Annotated in this window: 3 protein-coding genes; all 3 read right to left on the reverse strand. The window is 64.2% G+C overall.

Going from position 1 to position 16146, the window contains the following annotated elements; translation table 11 throughout:
* Nucleotides 1-163: 163 nt before the first annotated feature.
* From PSJE_RS24795 to PSJE_RS24805, 3 genes are read right to left on the reverse strand one after another with little or no spacing between them, the layout of a single operon-like run.
* Nucleotides 164-11968, reverse strand: coding sequence for a non-ribosomal peptide synthetase (locus PSJE_RS24795; RefSeq protein ID WP_090456915.1), 11805 nt, complete (start codon nucleotides 11966-11968; stop codon nucleotides 164-166).
* Complete coding sequence (locus tag PSJE_RS24800) at nucleotides 11965-15063, reverse strand: non-ribosomal peptide synthetase (RefSeq protein WP_090456917.1); 3099 nt, start codon at nucleotides 15061-15063, stop codon at nucleotides 11965-11967. The genes PSJE_RS24795 and PSJE_RS24800 overlap by 4 nt, the downstream gene beginning before the upstream one ends.
* Before the next feature lie 11 nt (nucleotides 15064-15074).
* Nucleotides 15075-16133 carry a TauD/TfdA family dioxygenase gene (locus PSJE_RS24805; RefSeq protein ID WP_090456919.1) on the reverse strand — a complete coding sequence of 353 codons (1059 nt, stop codon included), beginning with the start codon at nucleotides 16131-16133 and terminating at the stop codon, nucleotides 15075-15077.
* Nucleotides 16134-16146 lie beyond the last annotated feature (13 nt).

Here is a 16146-nt window from a genome sequence, read left to right on the forward strand (position 1 = left end):
TGTGGCGAGGGGGCTTGCCCCCGTTGGGTCGCGAAGCGGCCCCAGAACCAGCGTTTGAGATCAGTCAGACATACCGCGTTGTTCGGGATTGCGACTGCTTCGCAGCCGAACGGGGGCAAGCCCCCTCGCCACAGGTAAGTGGGCCTGACCACGAATGAACGGTTTAGACCAGCGGCACCACCTCCCGGCCAAGCGCCGCCACCACGGCGTCCAGGCACTCCTCCTGCTGCAGGATATCGAAGTGGCCGGCCGTTACCGTTTGCACCTTGCGCAGCCGTGGTCGCTGACGCTCCAGGGTCGCGCGTTCGGTCGTCGGGTTGCCATCGGCCCACCAGCAATGCAGCTCGGCCTGCGGAGTCGGCAAGGTCTCGACCTGTCGCGACAGCGCCTTCAACCGCGTGCTGACCATGAACGTCTGGGCCAACTCGTCGGCACCGAGCAGCGCGTAGCCGCTGGCCTGATCGCTTTCGCTGTCGATCACCGCACGAATGATCCGCGCCACTGCCTCGTGGTCCCCCGTCGACTCGGTACTCAACACCCGGGCAATCACCTCGCCATCCATGCCCAAGGTTGCACCGAGGAACTCGGCCAGATCCGTGCGCCACTCATCCGGGCTGACGACGGCATTGACCTGGGTCGGCACAAAGCTGTCCACCAGGCCGACAAACGCCACTCGCTGGCCCTGCTGTTCGAACAAGTCACTCACCATCAACGCCAACGCCCCGCCCAGCGACCAGCCCAGCACGTGGTACGGCCCCTGGGGTTGCCGGGCGCGGATCGCCTCGACGTAATCTTGGGCCATCTGCGCAAGCGAGCTGTCGTGCCACTGCCGGTCGAGCAGCATCCGGCATTGCACGCCGTACACCGTGCGCTCGCCATCGAGGCGTCGGGCCAATGGCTCGTAGTCGAACACCGTGCCAAAACCGGCGTGCAGGCAGAACAGCGGCGGCTGATCATTCACCACCTGGTTTAGCAGCAACAGCGGTTGCGGACTGTGTCGCAGCGGCTGTTCATCGACACCGGACAACCCGGCAATCGTCGGCTTGGCCATCATGTCCCGCAGCTTGAGCTGGAAGCCCGGCTCGTTCAGGGCGCGCACTTTCGAGATCACCTTGAGGGTGCGCAGCGAATCGCCGCCCAACTCGAAGAAGTTGTCGGTAATGCCAACCTTCTCGATGCCCAGCACCTGTTGCCAGATATCCGCCAGCGCCCATTCCAGCGGCGTGCGCGGCGCCACGTAGTCACGGCCGGTGAAGGCCGGGTCCGGCAAGGCCTTGCGATCGAGCTTGCCGTTGGGGGTCAACGGGAAGCGCGGCAGCACCACGACCTGCGTCGGCACCATGTAGTCAGGCAGGCTCTCGCGCAATGCCGCCTGGCAACGCGGGCCGAGGCCATCGTCTTGCGCCGCCACCACATAGCCCACCAATTGCGGCCCCTGACCGTTGTCACGCACCACCACCAGCGCATCGTTGACCCCGGCCTGCTCGCGCAAGCGGGCTTCGATTTCACCCAGTTCGATGCGGAAGCCACGCACCTTGACCTGGTGGTCGATACGCCCGACGTAATCGAACACGCCATCCTCGCGACGGCGCACCAGGTCGCCGGTGCGGTACAGGCGCCCGCCTTCGGTGCTGAACGGATCGGCGACGAAACGCTCGGCGCTCTGCCACGGGTGGCGATGGTAGCCGCGCGCGACACCCCGTCCGCCGATGTACAACTCACCGACCATGCCCACCGGCAGCGGGTTGAGGTCCATGTCCAGTACGTGCAGGCTGCGGCTGCCGACGCGTTGACCAATCGGCGCATACATCGCCTGGCAATGGCCGTCGGCGGCGATTTTCCACAGCAGCGGCGTGACCACGGTTTCCGTCGGCCCATAGCCGTTGACCAGGAATTGCGGCTTGAGTGTGTGCTTGACCCGCTCGAAGGTGGCGTCCGGCACCGCGTCGCCACCGAAGCAATAGATGCGCACCGGCGGCGGGTTGCCGCCCTGCAATTCGGCGTGTTCGGCCAGTTGCAGCAGATAGGCCGGCGGGAAGCAGGCGACGCTGATGCGCTGACGGTGCAGCACCGTCAGGGTCTGCTCGGCGGTCCACAGATTGTTGTCGCGGATCACCAGGGTCGAGCCGCTGATCAGCGCGGTGATCCAGCGTTCATGGGCGCCATCGAAGGCGAACGACATGAAATGCAGCTCGCGATTGTTCGGGTCCATCTCGTATAGCTCGGCGATGGCTTGCACATGCATGCTCAAAGGCCCGTGGGCGACGGCGACGCTTTTCGGCTTGCCGGTGGAGCCCGAGGTGTAGATCAGGTAGGCCAGTTGCCCGGCTTGCACGGAACTCGATGGCACCGCCACATCGACGTCGAGGTTCAAGCGATCCACTGCGACCATCGCCGTGCCCGGATTGAGTTGCGTGCTATCGCACAGACGCTCCTGGGTCAGCAGCAAGCGCATATCGCTGTCGGCCATCATGTAGCGCAGGCGTTCCTGCGGGTATTGCGGGTCCAGCGGCACGTAGGCCGCACCGCACTTCATCACCGCCAGCAGCGACACCACCAGCTCCAGCGAGCGCTCCATGAACACACCGATCACGTCTTCGGCCTGCACGCCTTGCTCCAGCAGATGCACTGCCAGGGCATCGGAGCGATGGTCCAGCTCGGCATAACTCAACTGCTCGGCGTCGCGATCGGCATAACTGAGCACCAGCGCCGTGTGATCCGGTTGCAGTCGCGCACGCTGACGGATCAGTTCGTGCACCGGCGTCTCGTCACCCTCAGCCACCACCGGCAGTTCGCCGTCCAGCGCCCGGCCTTCGTCCAGGGTCAGCAGGCCCAGCTCACCGACGGCACGCCCGGCGTCGTCGCACAGGCGCTGCATCAGGCTTTCCATGTGGCTGCGCAACACTTCGACGGTCGCCAGATCGAACTGATCGCGCTGGTGCATGTACTCGATGCGCAGCCCTTCGTCGAGGCTGACCATCAGGTCCATGGCGAAGCTGGTCAGGCCGAAATCGGAGACGTCCTCGAAGCGCAGGGAATCGCCGTTCCACTCGCGAAGGGTACGGTCCACCGGCTGGTTTTCGAACACGATGATGCTGTCGAACAACGACTGCCCGCCCTGCCCGGCCCAGCGCTGAATATCACTGAGCGGGGTTTGCTGGAAGTCGCGGATGTCGAGGTTGCAGGCCTGGATCTCCCGCAGCCAGTCGCCGACGCTGGCTTCGGTCGGCACCGTGTTGACCACCGGCAAGGTGTTGATGAACAACCCGAGCATGTTCTCCGAGCCGTTGAGTGTTTCCGGGCGCCCGGACACCGTGGCGCCGAAGGTCACCGTGCGCTGGCCGGTGTAGCGCTGCAACAGCAGCAACCACGCGGCTTGCACCAGGGTGTTGAGGGTCACTTGCTGTTGCTGGGCAAAGGCCTGCAAACCCGCGGTCTGCCCGGCGCTCAGGTGCGTATAGATCGCGTGATAACCGGCTTGCGGCGCCTTGACCGGCAGTGCGCGGGCCAGGTGCGTGGCGCCTTCGAGGTTACTGAGTTTGTCTTTCCAGAACGCTTCGCTGGCCTCGGCGACTTGCTGGCCGAGCCAGTCGATGTAGTCGCGATAGGCGGCCACCGGCTCGTGCTCCTCACCGCTGTAATGGCGCAGCACTTCACCGATCAGGCGCGACACGCTCCAGCCATCCATGAGGATGTGGTGGTAGGTCCAGATCAGGCGATAGCGGTCGTCTTCCAGGCGCACCAGCAACAGGCGCAACAGCGGTGCACGGTTCAACGAGAAGCCGCGTTCGCGCTCCTCGAGGGCCAGTTGGCGGACGCGCTCAGGCTGATCATCGAGCCCGCGCCAGTCCAATTCAGTGAGCAGTGACGGCGCGTCACGCAGCACCACTTGCAGCGGTTCCTTGTCGCCTTCCCAGAGGAATGCGGTGCGCAGAATCCCGTGACGTTTGGCAGCATCCGCCCAGGCTGCACGGAAACGCGCACCGTCGACGCCGCGCACACCCACTTCGATCTGATTGACGTACAGCCCCGAGTCGCCGTCCTGCACCGAGTGGAACAGCATGCCCTGCTGCATCGGCGACAGCGGATAAACATCCTCGACTTCGTCCGCTGCCAGTTCCAGCGCCTGATACTGCGCGTCACTCAGTTCGATGTTCGCGGTCGGTGCAAACACCGTCTGTACGGCTTGATCTGCCGTGAGCGGTTGAGCGACCGCGGCCAGTTCGACGATGGTCGGATGGCTGAACACATCTTTGGGCGAAATGCTCAACCCGGCCTTGCGTGCGCGACTGACAGCCTGGATCGAGACGATTGAATCGCCGCCCAGTTCGAAGAAGTTGTCGTGCATGCCAATCTGCGGCACTTCGAACAACGCCTGCCACACGGCTTGTAGCGTCGCTTCCACGGCACTGCGCGGCGCAACGTATTCGCGCACTTGCAGGTCCGGTTGCGGCAATGCGCGGCGGTCGAGCTTGCCGTTGGGCGTCACCGGCAACTGATCGAGCAACAGCACGTGGCTCGGCTGCATGTGCTCGGGCAGTGCGTTGCGCAGGTGTTGCTTGAGTGGATCAACGGCAGCATCACCTGTGACGTAAGCCACCAGTTGCTTGGACTTGCCAACGTCGAGGGCGATCACCACGGCCTCGCGCACCGATGGATGCTCCAGCAGGCAGGCTTCGATTTCCCCCAGCTCGATGCGCAAGCCACGGATCTTCACTTGATGGTCGATGCGCCCGACGTATTCGATCACGCCGTCCGCGCGATAACGCGCCAGGTCGCCGGTGCGGTACAAGCGCTCGCCCTGCTCACCGAACGGGCTGGCGACAAAGCGTTCGGCGGTCAGCTCCGGACGGTTGTGATAACCACGGGCCAGGCCGATGCCGCCCAGATACAGCTCACCCACACAACCTTGCACTTGCGGTTGCAGGCTGTCGTCGAGGATGTAGGTCACCAGGTTGGCAATCGGCTGACCGATCGGCACGCTGAAGCCGCCGTCGTCGACACAAGTCCAGTGGGTCACGTCGATGGCCGCTTCGGTCGGGCCGTACAGGTTGTACAAGCCAACGTTGGGCAGCACGCGGAACAGGCTGTGTTGCAAGTCCGCCGACAGGGCTTCGCCGCTGCACATGACCTGCCGCAGGCTGGCGCAACGCTCGAAGCCTTCGCCCTGAACGAACGCCTGCAGCATCGACGGCACGAAATGCAGGGTGCTGACCTTGTACTGCTCGATCAGGCTGACCAGTTGCGCCGGATCGCGATGGGCACCCGGCCCGGCCACGGCCAGGCGTGCGCCGGTCATCAATGGCCAGAAAAACTCCCAGACCGACACGTCGAAACTGAACGGGGTTTTCTGCAATACGGTGTCGCGCCCATCCAGTGGGTACGCGCCCTGCATCCACGCCAAGCGGTTGTACAAGGCCTCATGGTGGTTGGCCGCGCCCTTGGGTTTGCCGGTGGAGCCGGAGGTGTAGATCATGTAGGCCAGCGATTGCAGCTCGACCACACAAGGCAGGTTTTCGTCGCTCAGGCCGTCCAGTAAACCGGCCATGTCATCGAGACAAATCGCCGTGGTGGCGGGCGGAATCGGCAACTGCTCAAGCAAATGACGCTGGGTCAGCAGCAGGTGTATGCCGCTGTCGTCGAACATGTGCTCCAGGCGTTCGCGCGGGTAGTCCGGGTCCAGCGGCACGTAGGCGCCACCGGCCTTCATGATCGCCAGCAGGCCGATCACCAGTTCCAGCGAACGCTCGGCGGCAATGCCCACCAGCACTTCGGCGCCGACGCCCTGGCTGCGCAGGTAGTGCGCCAGCCGGTTGGCCTGTCGATTGAGTTCGCGATAGCTGAGGGTCTGGCCGGCAAACACCAGGGCCGGAGCCTCTGGGGTTTGCTGCACCTGGGCTTCGAAGCACTGGTAAACCGGACGCACATCCGGCCAGGCCTGCGCGGTGCGGTTGAAGCCCTCGATCTGCTGCGCCGTTTGTGCGGCATCGAGCAGGTTCAAGCGCCCCAATGGCTGCTGCGGCGCACTGACCATGGCATCGAGCAATGCCAGCAGACGTGTGCTCAAGCCTTCAATGGCTTCTGCGCTGAACAGCGCCGTGTCGTAGTTGAAACGCAAATCCAGGCATTCACCCAGCTCGGCGGCGATGGCCAGGGGGAAGCTGGTCTGGTCGTGGTTGCTGATGCCGGAGAACTTCAGCGCGCTGGCATTGCCCTCCTCCAGCGCCTGGGCCACCGGATAGTTTTCGAACACCAGCAGCGTGTCGAACAGCGCCTCGCCAGAGTGGCCGGCCCAACGCTGCACATCCGCCAGCGGTGTGTATTCGACTTCGCGCAACTTGAGGTTGAGCGCCTGGACTTCATCGATCCATTGGCTGACCGTGCGCTCGGGGTGCGGTGTGGCGATCACCGGCAAGGTGTTGATGAACAGACCGATCTGCTGCTCGATGCCTTGCAATTCGCTTGGACGCCCCGACACCGTGGCGCCGAACGCCACTGTTTGCTGCCCGGTGTAGCGCTGCAACAGCAACAGCCACGCCGCTTGCAGCACCGTGTTGGGCGTGACGCGGGCCTGACGGGCGAACCCGCTCAGGCGCTCGGTGGCCGCGCGATCCAGGCTCAGGTGCAGGGTGCGATGAGCATCGCCCTGCCCGGCAACCGGCCCCGGCAAGGCGCCGGCCAGTCGCGTCGGTTCGGTGAACGACTGCAATTGCTCCAGCCAGAACGCTTCGCATGCGGCGCGATCACGGGTGCCCAGCCAAGTCATGTAATCGCGATAACCGCCAACATTCGGCGCCGGCATGATTCCGCAATACCGCTGCAGCACTTCGCCGAACAACTGCGAAGTGCTCCAGCCGTCCAGCAGGATGTGGTGGTTGGTGAAGATCAGGTGATGGCGGTCATCGGCGGTCTGCACCAGGGTCAGGCGCAGCAACGGCGCCAATGTCAGGTCGAAACCGCGCAGACGGTCGTCCTCGGCCAGGCGATCCAGCGCTCCGGTAACCTTGGATTGATCGCGCCAGTCGAGCACGGTCAGCGGCAGCGTGGCGTCGGCCAGGATCACTTGCAACGGCCGCGAGCCGTTGCTTTCGCTGAAGAACGCCGCACGCAGCACTTCATGGCGCTGAAGCGTCTGCTGCCAGGCATCGCGGAACGCCTCGACGTCGAGCCCCTGCACATCCACGCGCATCTGCGGGATGTAGGCCCCGGCATCCGGGGCGAACAGGCTGTGAAACAGCATGCCCTGCTGCATCGGCGACAGCGGCAGGATGTCTTCGATCTGGCTGGCCGCCAGCGGCAAGGCATCCAGCTGCGCCTGATCGACGCGCACCAGTGGCACGTCGCTCGGGGTCAACCCGCCGGCACCGCTCAGGCAATGTTCGATCAGCTGTTGCAGCTCCAGGGCGTAGGCATCGGCCAGACGTTGCACGGTCTGCGGGTTGAACACGTCACCGCTGAAAGTCCAGCTCAGGCGCAGTTGCCCGGCATACACCTGACCGTTGATGCTCAGGCCCCGGTCCAGTTCGGCCGATGCGCCCTGCTCGGCGCCACCGTTTTCCCGGGCCGGGCGCCACGGTGCCTGTTCGTCGAAACTGGCGTCGAACTGGCCCATGTAGTTGAAGGTGACCTGCGGCGACGGCAGATCCTCAAGGCCGGCGTCGGCCAGATAGCGCAGGATGCCGAAGCCGATGCCCTTGTCGGGCACGGCGCGCAGCTGTTCCTTGACTGCTTTGATGCTTGCAGCCAGATCGCCCGCTGGGGTGAGTTTCACCGGGAAGATCGAGGTGAACCAGCCCAGGGTACGGGTCAGGTCGATGTCGTCGAACAGGTCTTCGCGGCCATGGCCTTCCAGTTTCACCAGCGTCGAAGTTTGACCGGTCCAGTTGCCCAGCACCCGCGCCAGCGCGGTCAGCAACAGGTCGTTGACCTGGGTGCGGTAAGCCGCCGGGGCGTCCTGCAGCAGTTGGCGGGTCAATGTGCTGTCGAGCAACGTTTCCACGCTCACGGCATGCTGGCTGGCCAGGCTGCCTTGGGGGTTGTCGGCGGGCAGTTGCACCTGTACGTCGCGGTACTGGTCTTGCCAGTAACTGGCCTGGCTGGCCAATGCAGCACTTTGCGCATGAGTTTGCAGGCGAGCGGCCCAGGCCTGATAGGCGCTGGTTTTCGCTGGCAGACGCAGGGGTTGAGCTTGCTGCGCTTGTTGATACGCGGTTTGCAAATCTTCCAGCAGCAATCGCCAGGACACGCCGTCCACCGCCAGGTGATGCACCACCAGCAACAGGCGCTGGCCCGCCGCGCCCATGTCCACCAGCAAGGCGCGCAACAGCGGGCCGTCCTGCAGATTCAGGCTGGCTTGCGCGGCGTTGCACAGTTCAAGCAGTTCATCGGCATTGGCGGCCTGGCGCTGCCACAGCACCTCGGAACTGTTCCACTGCTCGGCCTGGGCCTGTTGCCAGACGCCGTCGACATTACGCAACCGCAGACGCAACCCGTCGTGATGTTCTACCAGCGCGGCCAAGGCCTGTTGCAGGCTGTCGCTGTCCAGCGGCTCGCGCAGTTCCAGCAGCAGCGACTGGTTCCAGTGGTGACGGGCCTCGATGTCTTGCTCGAAGAACCAGTGCTGGATCGGCGTCAGCAGCACCTCGCCACGCACCGGCCCCTGGTCGATGACCAACCCGGCGCTGCGTACCGCGACCTTCGCCAGGCTCTGCACGGTCTGGTGCTGGAACAGGTCCCGCGGGGTGATGCGAATCCCGGCCTGTCGCGCGCGGCTGACCACCTGGATCGAGATGATCGAGTCGCCGCCCAGTTCGAAGAAGTTGTCGTCGATGCCCACGCGCTCGAGCTTGAGCACGTCTTGCCAGATCGCCGCCAACTCGGTTTGCAGCTCATCCATCGGCGCCGTGTAGGCCTGCTGCGCCAGCGTTGCGTCGGGCTTGGGCAATGCAGCGCGATCGAGTTTGCCGTTGCCGGTCAGCGGCCATTGGTCGAGTTTGATCAGATGCGCCGGCACCATGTAGTCCGGCAAACCGGCCTGCAAATGTTCACGCAGGGAGTGGCGCAAATCGCTGTCGTCGCCGCTCGCGGTGAACCACGCGACCAATTGCGGGCTGCCATTGACCTGCGGTGCCAGGACCAGCGCCTGCTCGATGGCCGGATGGCTTTGCAGACGATCCTGGATTTCCCCCAGTTCGATGCGGAAACCACGGATCTTCACCTGATGGTCGATACGCCCGGCGTACTCGATGCTGCCATCGGCGCAATAACGCGCCAGATCGCCGGTGCGATACAGGCGCGCGCCCGACTCGGCGGCGAACAGGTCCGGGACGAACCGCGTGGCGGTCAGATCGGACCGCTGGTGATAACCGCGGGCAAGGCCGGCACCACCGACGTACAACTCACCGACGCAGCCCTTGGCCACCGGGTTCAGGCGCGGGTCGAGCACGTACCAGCGCAGATCGCCGATCGGCTCCCCCAGCGGCGAGCTATTGGCACCATCGAGGTCGGCGCGGGACAGCGGCCGGTAGGTCACATGCACGGTGGTTTCGGTGATGCCGTACATATTGATCAGCAACGGCTGCCGGTCGTCGAAGGCGTCGTACCATGGCCGCAGGCTGGCTACGTCCAGCGCCTCGCCACCGAACACCACATACCGCAGGGACATGTCTGGCGCATTGGCGCAGGCGAACGGCATCAACTGGCGAAAGGCCGAAGGGGTCTGGTTGAGTACCGTGACTCCCTCATCACTGAGCAAGCGGGCGAAGTCTTCCGGGGAGCGGCTGACCGCGTGGGGCACCACCACCAGCTTGCCGCCGTAGAACAGCGCGCCAAAGATTTCCCACACGGAAAAGTCGAAGGCATAGGAGTGGAACAGGCTCCACACATCCTGCGCATTGAAACCGAACCAGTGCTCGGTGGCGCTGAACAGCCGCGTCAGGTTGCTGTGTGGCAGCAGCGTGCCTTTGGGTTTGCCGGTGGAACCGGAGGTGTAGATGACGTAGGCCAGGTTCGCTGGAGCGGTCAGGTTCGGCAGGTTGTCGGCACTGGCCTCAAGCAGCCAGTCGCTGGCGTGATCGAGGCAGATCACTTCAATGCCTTCGTTCAACGGCAGCTGCGGCAACAGCGCGGAATCGGTCAGCAACAGGCGCGTGCCGCTGTCGGCGAGCATCCAGGCCAGGCGGTCCTGCGGGTATTGCGGGTCCAGCGGCACGTAGGCGCCACCGGCCTTGAGGATCGCCAACAGGCTGACGATCATCTCCAGCGAACGCTCCAGGGCAATGCCCACCAACACGTCCGGGCCGACGCCGCGCTCACGCAGGCGATGGGCGATGCGGTTGGCGCGGCGGTTCAGTTCGGCGTAAGTGAGGGTGATGCCGTCGCAGGTCACAGCGATGTTGTTCGGGTGCGCGGCGGCCTGGGCTTCGATCAGTTGATGGGCGCACAACAGGTTCGCCTGATCGCTGTTCAACCCGGCAGTGCGATTCCAGTCGCGCAAGGTGGCCTGCTGCTCGGAGGCGTCGAGCATGCACAGGTCCGCCAAGGCAACCGTGCTGTCAGTGCAAATCGCCTGCAACAGGTTCAGCCAGTGCCGGCCGAGACGCTCGATGGTCGAGGCGTCGAACAGCTCGGTGGCGTAGACGAACGACGCGTGGATGCCCTCGTCGCCCTCGACGGTGTCGAGCATCAGGTCGAACTTGGTGGTTTTCTCATCCCAGATCAGCGGTTCGACGCTCAGCCCCGGCAGGTCCCAGCGTTGCGGGCCGCCACTGTCGCGCTGGTGGTTGAACATCACCTGGAACAGCGGCGTGTGGCTCAGGCTGCGCTCCACGCCCAGGCCATCGACCAGTTGCTCGAACGGCAGGTCCTGATGGGCCTGTGCGCCGAGTGCCGCGGTCTTGATCTCGGCCAGCAATTGCCCAAACGGCTGGTCGGCCCGGGGCTGGCTGCGCAACACCTGGGTGTTGACGAAAAAGCCCAGCAGGTTTTCCACGTCCTGGCGGGTGCGGTTGGCAATCGGCACGCCGACACGAATGTCCTGCTCGCCGCTGTAGCGATGCAACAGTGTCTGCAACGCTGCCATCAGCACCATGAACAGGGTGCAGCCTTCGCGGCGGGCAAGATCACGCAGTTGGGCGGTCAACGCAGTGGAGATTTCCAGCTCGACGCTGGCCCCCTGCTGGCTCGGGATCGCCGGGCGACGACGGTCGGTCGGCAGGTTCAGTGGCGGGTGTTCGCGGCCCAACTGCACGCGCCAGTAATCGAGCTGGCGATCGGCCTCGCCGGCCTCCAGCCACAGCCGCTGCCAGCGGGCGAAGTCGGCGTACTGAATGCCCGGCTCCGGTAGTTGCGCGGCCTGCCCGGCGCTCAGTTGTGCATAGAGCCGGGTGAACTCCTGCAACAGGATCGGCAGCGAACCGCCGTCGGTGACAATGTGGTGGAAGGTCAGCACCAGCACATGTTGCTGCGCATCGAGGCGGATCAAGCGGCAGCGCATCAACGGGCCGTGTTGCAGGTCGAACGGCTGCTCGGCGTTCAGGGCGATCTGCCGCTGCAGTTCGGCCTCGTCGCCAGCGCTGACTTCGAGCAGCGGCGCATCCATCCGTGGGTGAATCTTTTGCAGCACTTGCCGGTCGTCGAAAACGAAGGTGGTGCGCAGCACTTCGTAACGCTGCACCAGCGCGCTCAGGGTCTGCGCCAGCGCCTCAGGGTTGAGTTCGCCGCTCAGGCGGAAGGCACCGGTCAGGTTGTAGGCAGTGGCCTGGGGCTGCATCTGCCAGAGGAACCACAAGCGCTGCTGCGCGTAGGACGCCGGCAGCGTGTCGACGGCGCGGTCCCGTGGCGGGATCGGCAGCAGTTCCAGGGTCAGCCCCTGGGCATGCATCTTCTGTTGCAACGCGCGCCGGGCGTCCGCGCTCAAGCCGCAGAAACGCTGGGCCAGGGTCATCATTCTGTCCGGTGCAGCACTCATCGCGCGTGTTCCTCATCCACTTCGTCGAACAACGCTTCAAGGGCGTCTACATCGTTTTCTTTATGTTCACTGTGCTGACGGAACTGCTCGATCTGCGCCGCCAGGCGTTCCAGGGTGTCACCGTCGAAAAACAGCTTGAGCGGGATCGCCCGGTTCAGTTCTTCCTGAATCCGCGCACGAATGCGCGTGGCCAGCAGCGAGTGCCCGCCGAGTTCGAAAAAGTTGTCGTGCACGCCGACGCGTTCGACGTGCAGCGCTTCGGCCCAGATCGCCGCCAGGGTTTTTTCCAGGTCGTTGCGCGGCGCGACGAAGACGCTGCGGCGCACATCGAGATCGAGCAAGGCCTGGCGATTGAGTTTGCCGTTGGGCATCAACGGGAAGCGCTCCAGCACCTGCAAGCGCGCCGGTTGCATGTGCTCGGGCAGTGCCTCGGCCAAGTGGCTGCGCAATTCGTTGAGGCGGATGTCGGCGGTGTCGGCCGGGGACACCACGAAGCCAAGCAATTGCGGGCCGGTCGGGGTTTCCCGGGCAATCACGGCGGCGTCCTCGATGCCCGGCGCGTTACGCATGACCGACTCGATTTCGCCCAGCTCAATGCGGAAGCCACGGATTTTCACCTGGTGATCGACCCGACCCAGATACTCCAGCACGCCATCGGCGCGATAGCGCGCCAGGTCGCCGGTGCGGTACAGGCGCTGGCCCGCCGCCTTCGCGAACAGGTCGGGGACAAAACGCTCGGCGGTCAGCGTGGCCCGTTGCAGATAGCCTCGGGCAATGCCGGCCCCGCCGACATACAACTCGCCTTCGACGCCCACGGCCACCGGTTGCAGGTCCGGGCCGAGCACGTGGATGCGCATGCCGGCAATCGGCTGGCCGATGGGAATGCTGTCGTCATCATCGCTGAGGGGCAACTCCCAGGCCGAACACCACACGGTGCCCTCGGTCGGGCCGTATTCGTTGACCAGAGCCACTCCCGGCAATGCCTCGCGATGTCGCTGTACCAGTGCGTTGCTGCAGGCTTCGCCGGCGACGATCACACAGGCCAGCGCCTGGCGGTCGAGGTGTTCGAGAATCTGTGCGTGGTACGACGGCAAGGTCAGGTAGTGGGAAATCTCTTCGCACTGGATCAGCGCCGCCAGTTGCGCCGGATCCTTGTAGCTGTCTTCGTCCGGCAGGCACAGGGTCGCGCCCTGCCCCAACGCCCAGAAAACCCCGGCCACCGAGCTGTCGAAGGAGAATGACGAGAGCATCAGGAACCCGCGCAGCGGCTGGCGATAAAAGGCATTGCGCGCCAGGGTCGAGGCCACGGCGTTGGCATGGCTGATCATCACGCCCTTTGGCTTGCCGGTGGACCCGGAGGTGTAGATGACGTAGGCCAGATTGGCGCTGTCGCCTTGTGGCTCAGGCCGGGTTTGCGCGGCGGACCAGACTTCGGCCCCTGGCATCAGGGAAATTATCCGCTCACCAGGCAATGCATCCGGCAGCTTTTGGCAGGCCAGCACATGGCGCGCGCCGGTATCGGCGAGCATGAACGCCAGACGCTCGATCGGGTAGTTCGGGTCCAGCGGCAAGTACGCAGCGTCAGCCTTGAGCGTGCCCAACAGGGCGATGACCATTTCCAGGGAGCGCTGGCCGTAGACCGCAACAATTTCATCCGGTGTCACGCCTTGGCCGCGCAAGGCATTGGCCACCTGATTGGAGCGCGCATCCAGTTCGGCATAGCTCAGGCGCTGACCGTTGACGCTCAGGGCGATGCGTTGCGGATGCAGGCGCGCCTGTTCGCTGAACAGTTCTTGCAGGAAGCGGAACGGCAATGCCTGTTCGGTGGCGTTCGGGTTGAAGCCTTCGACCAATCGGGTCAGTTGTGCGTCATTGACCAGAGTCGCCTGAGCCAGGGTCATTTCGGGCGAACCCAGCAATTGGTGACTGAACTCGACAAACTGTTCCAGCCATTCAACCAGCATCGATTCGGGCAGCGCACCGTCAAGACACGACAACTGCAACTGATCGCCCTGCACTCGCAGGCGAAGGACTTCGGGGTTGCCGTCGTCCACCTCGATAGCGCTTTCAATGGCAGCCTGATAGACGAAGCCGTAACGCAGCGGCGCGGTACCTTCGGCGCTCAGTTCGAATTCATTGAGGCAATCGAGCCACGACAGCGACTGTTCGACGCTGGCGGCAAACGCCACCAACGCTTGTGCCAGTGTCTGCTGGCTGCGGTGATCGAAGGCCACCGGCAAACGCCGGGCGAAGCGTCCGAGGGTGGCGATGGTTTGCTCGTTGCGACCCTCCACCTGCCAGCCCATCAGCAGCTTTTCCTGATGGCCGATGCGTGCAACGAATGCAGTCCACAGCAAAAGCGCCAATTGCTCTGCCTCAACGCCCGTTTCGGCAGCGACGCGTTGCACGCCAGCAAGCCATGGGGCGTCAATCAACGTTGCCTGACGACGAACCAGAGTGACTTCGACGGTTTTTTCGAACGGCACGCGATGAGCCACGACGAACTGCGATTGCAGGTTGCGCCAGAACGCCGCGCCCTGGTGGCCGATGTCCTCTTCGCGCAGTTCTTCCTGCCATGCGCTGTAGTCCAGGTATTGCAGCGCGTCCTCGTCGTCGGCCAGGGTTTCACCGCGCAACAGGCTGCCAAGTTCACTCGCCAGCACCCGCAGCGATGCCTCGTCGATGCTGCATGCCGGGGTCAGCAGAGTGATGAACTGCTGCCCTGCCTCGTCTTCAACCTGCGCCAACACCAGCGCCTGATTCGAATCTTCAACCATGACTTCACGGCTGCGGCTCAAGGCCTCGGCCACTGAAGGCTGGTTACCCAGCAGGGTGAGCGGCAACCCATCGCACAGGCTCTGCACCGGCCACTTCATGCCCGGCAAACGACGGTACAGCGTGCGCAGGATTTCATGGCGCTGACTGAGTGTTTCCAGTGCCCTGCGCAATGCCTGGGCGTCCACTGGCCGGGCGACCGGCAACGTCAGCGCGGCGAACAGCGGTCGTGCGCCCAGTTCCTGGGCCCGCAAATAAAAGGCCTGCTGGGCCGAAGTCTGGAATACGTCTACCGAAGGTTCGAGGGCGGTGGTGTTCATGTCGGGTGTCCTTATTCCTGATCCAGGTCGGCGCTTTTCTGCGCGATGGCCATGGCCGTGAGGATTTTTCTGTAGCCGGTGAATTCGTTGCGCGCATGCACGCTGAGGATGTTGTCGAGCAGGACCACGTCGCCCTTCTCCCAGGCGAACTCGACCATCACCTCGCGGTAGATGCCTTGCAGGTGACGAATCACGTCCTCGGGAATCGGCGAGCCATCGCCGAAGAAGGTGTTTTGCGGCAAATCTTGCGGGCCGAACTCACGCAGCAGGTTGTCGCGGATGCTGTCCGGCAGGGTCAGTGCGTTGAAGAAGGTGCCGTGGTTGAACCAGATGCGCTCGCCGGTCAGTGGATGGCGCACGATGGCCGGGCCGTTCTGCCGGGTGCGCAGGCGGTTGCCCGGCTTCCATTCGGCCTGGATGCCGATTTTGGCGCAGTAGGCCTCGACTTCGCTGCGATCCTCACTCTGGAACACGGTCTGCCATGGCAGGCCCATGCCGTCGCCGTAGTTACGCACGTACATGATGCGTTTGCGGGCAAACTCTTCGCGCACCGCCGGGTCGATCCGCGCGAGGATCCGGCGGGTATCGCCAAAGGGTGTTTCACCGCCGGTGGTCGACGGCGTGTCGCAGTAGAAATACAGGTGACGCGGGAACACCGGTGAATACGAGTGTTCGTTGTGCGGGAAAATTTTCTCCGGCGCCGGGTAATCGGTGGAGCTGTAGATCTTGAACTGGCCGCTGATCTGGGTCCTTGGCGAGGCGCGGAACAGGTATTCCAGGGCACCGCCGGAAATCCCGTCGACGCAGCGGTTGAACTCGCCGATATCAGCCACCTGGAAGCCACGGAACAGGATCACCGCGTGTTCCAGCAGCTTGCTTTCGATCAGCGCGCGATTCTGGGTCGCCCATTCCACCAGGCTCACGCCGGACACGGCCGGACGGCACACCAGCGGCATGCTGAGGCCTTCGAACATCGGCGCAAAACTCACCAGCCGCGTCGGATCGGTGGACAGGCTCTTGCGGGCACCACGACCCATCTTGGGAATGGACTTGGTCGTTGAAACGGTCATAAACCCCTCCAGA

Origin of the sequence: Pseudomonas jessenii (assembly GCF_002236115.1) — a bacterium.
GTDB classification, from domain to species: Bacteria; Pseudomonadota; Gammaproteobacteria; order Pseudomonadales; family Pseudomonadaceae; genus Aquipseudomonas; species Aquipseudomonas jessenii.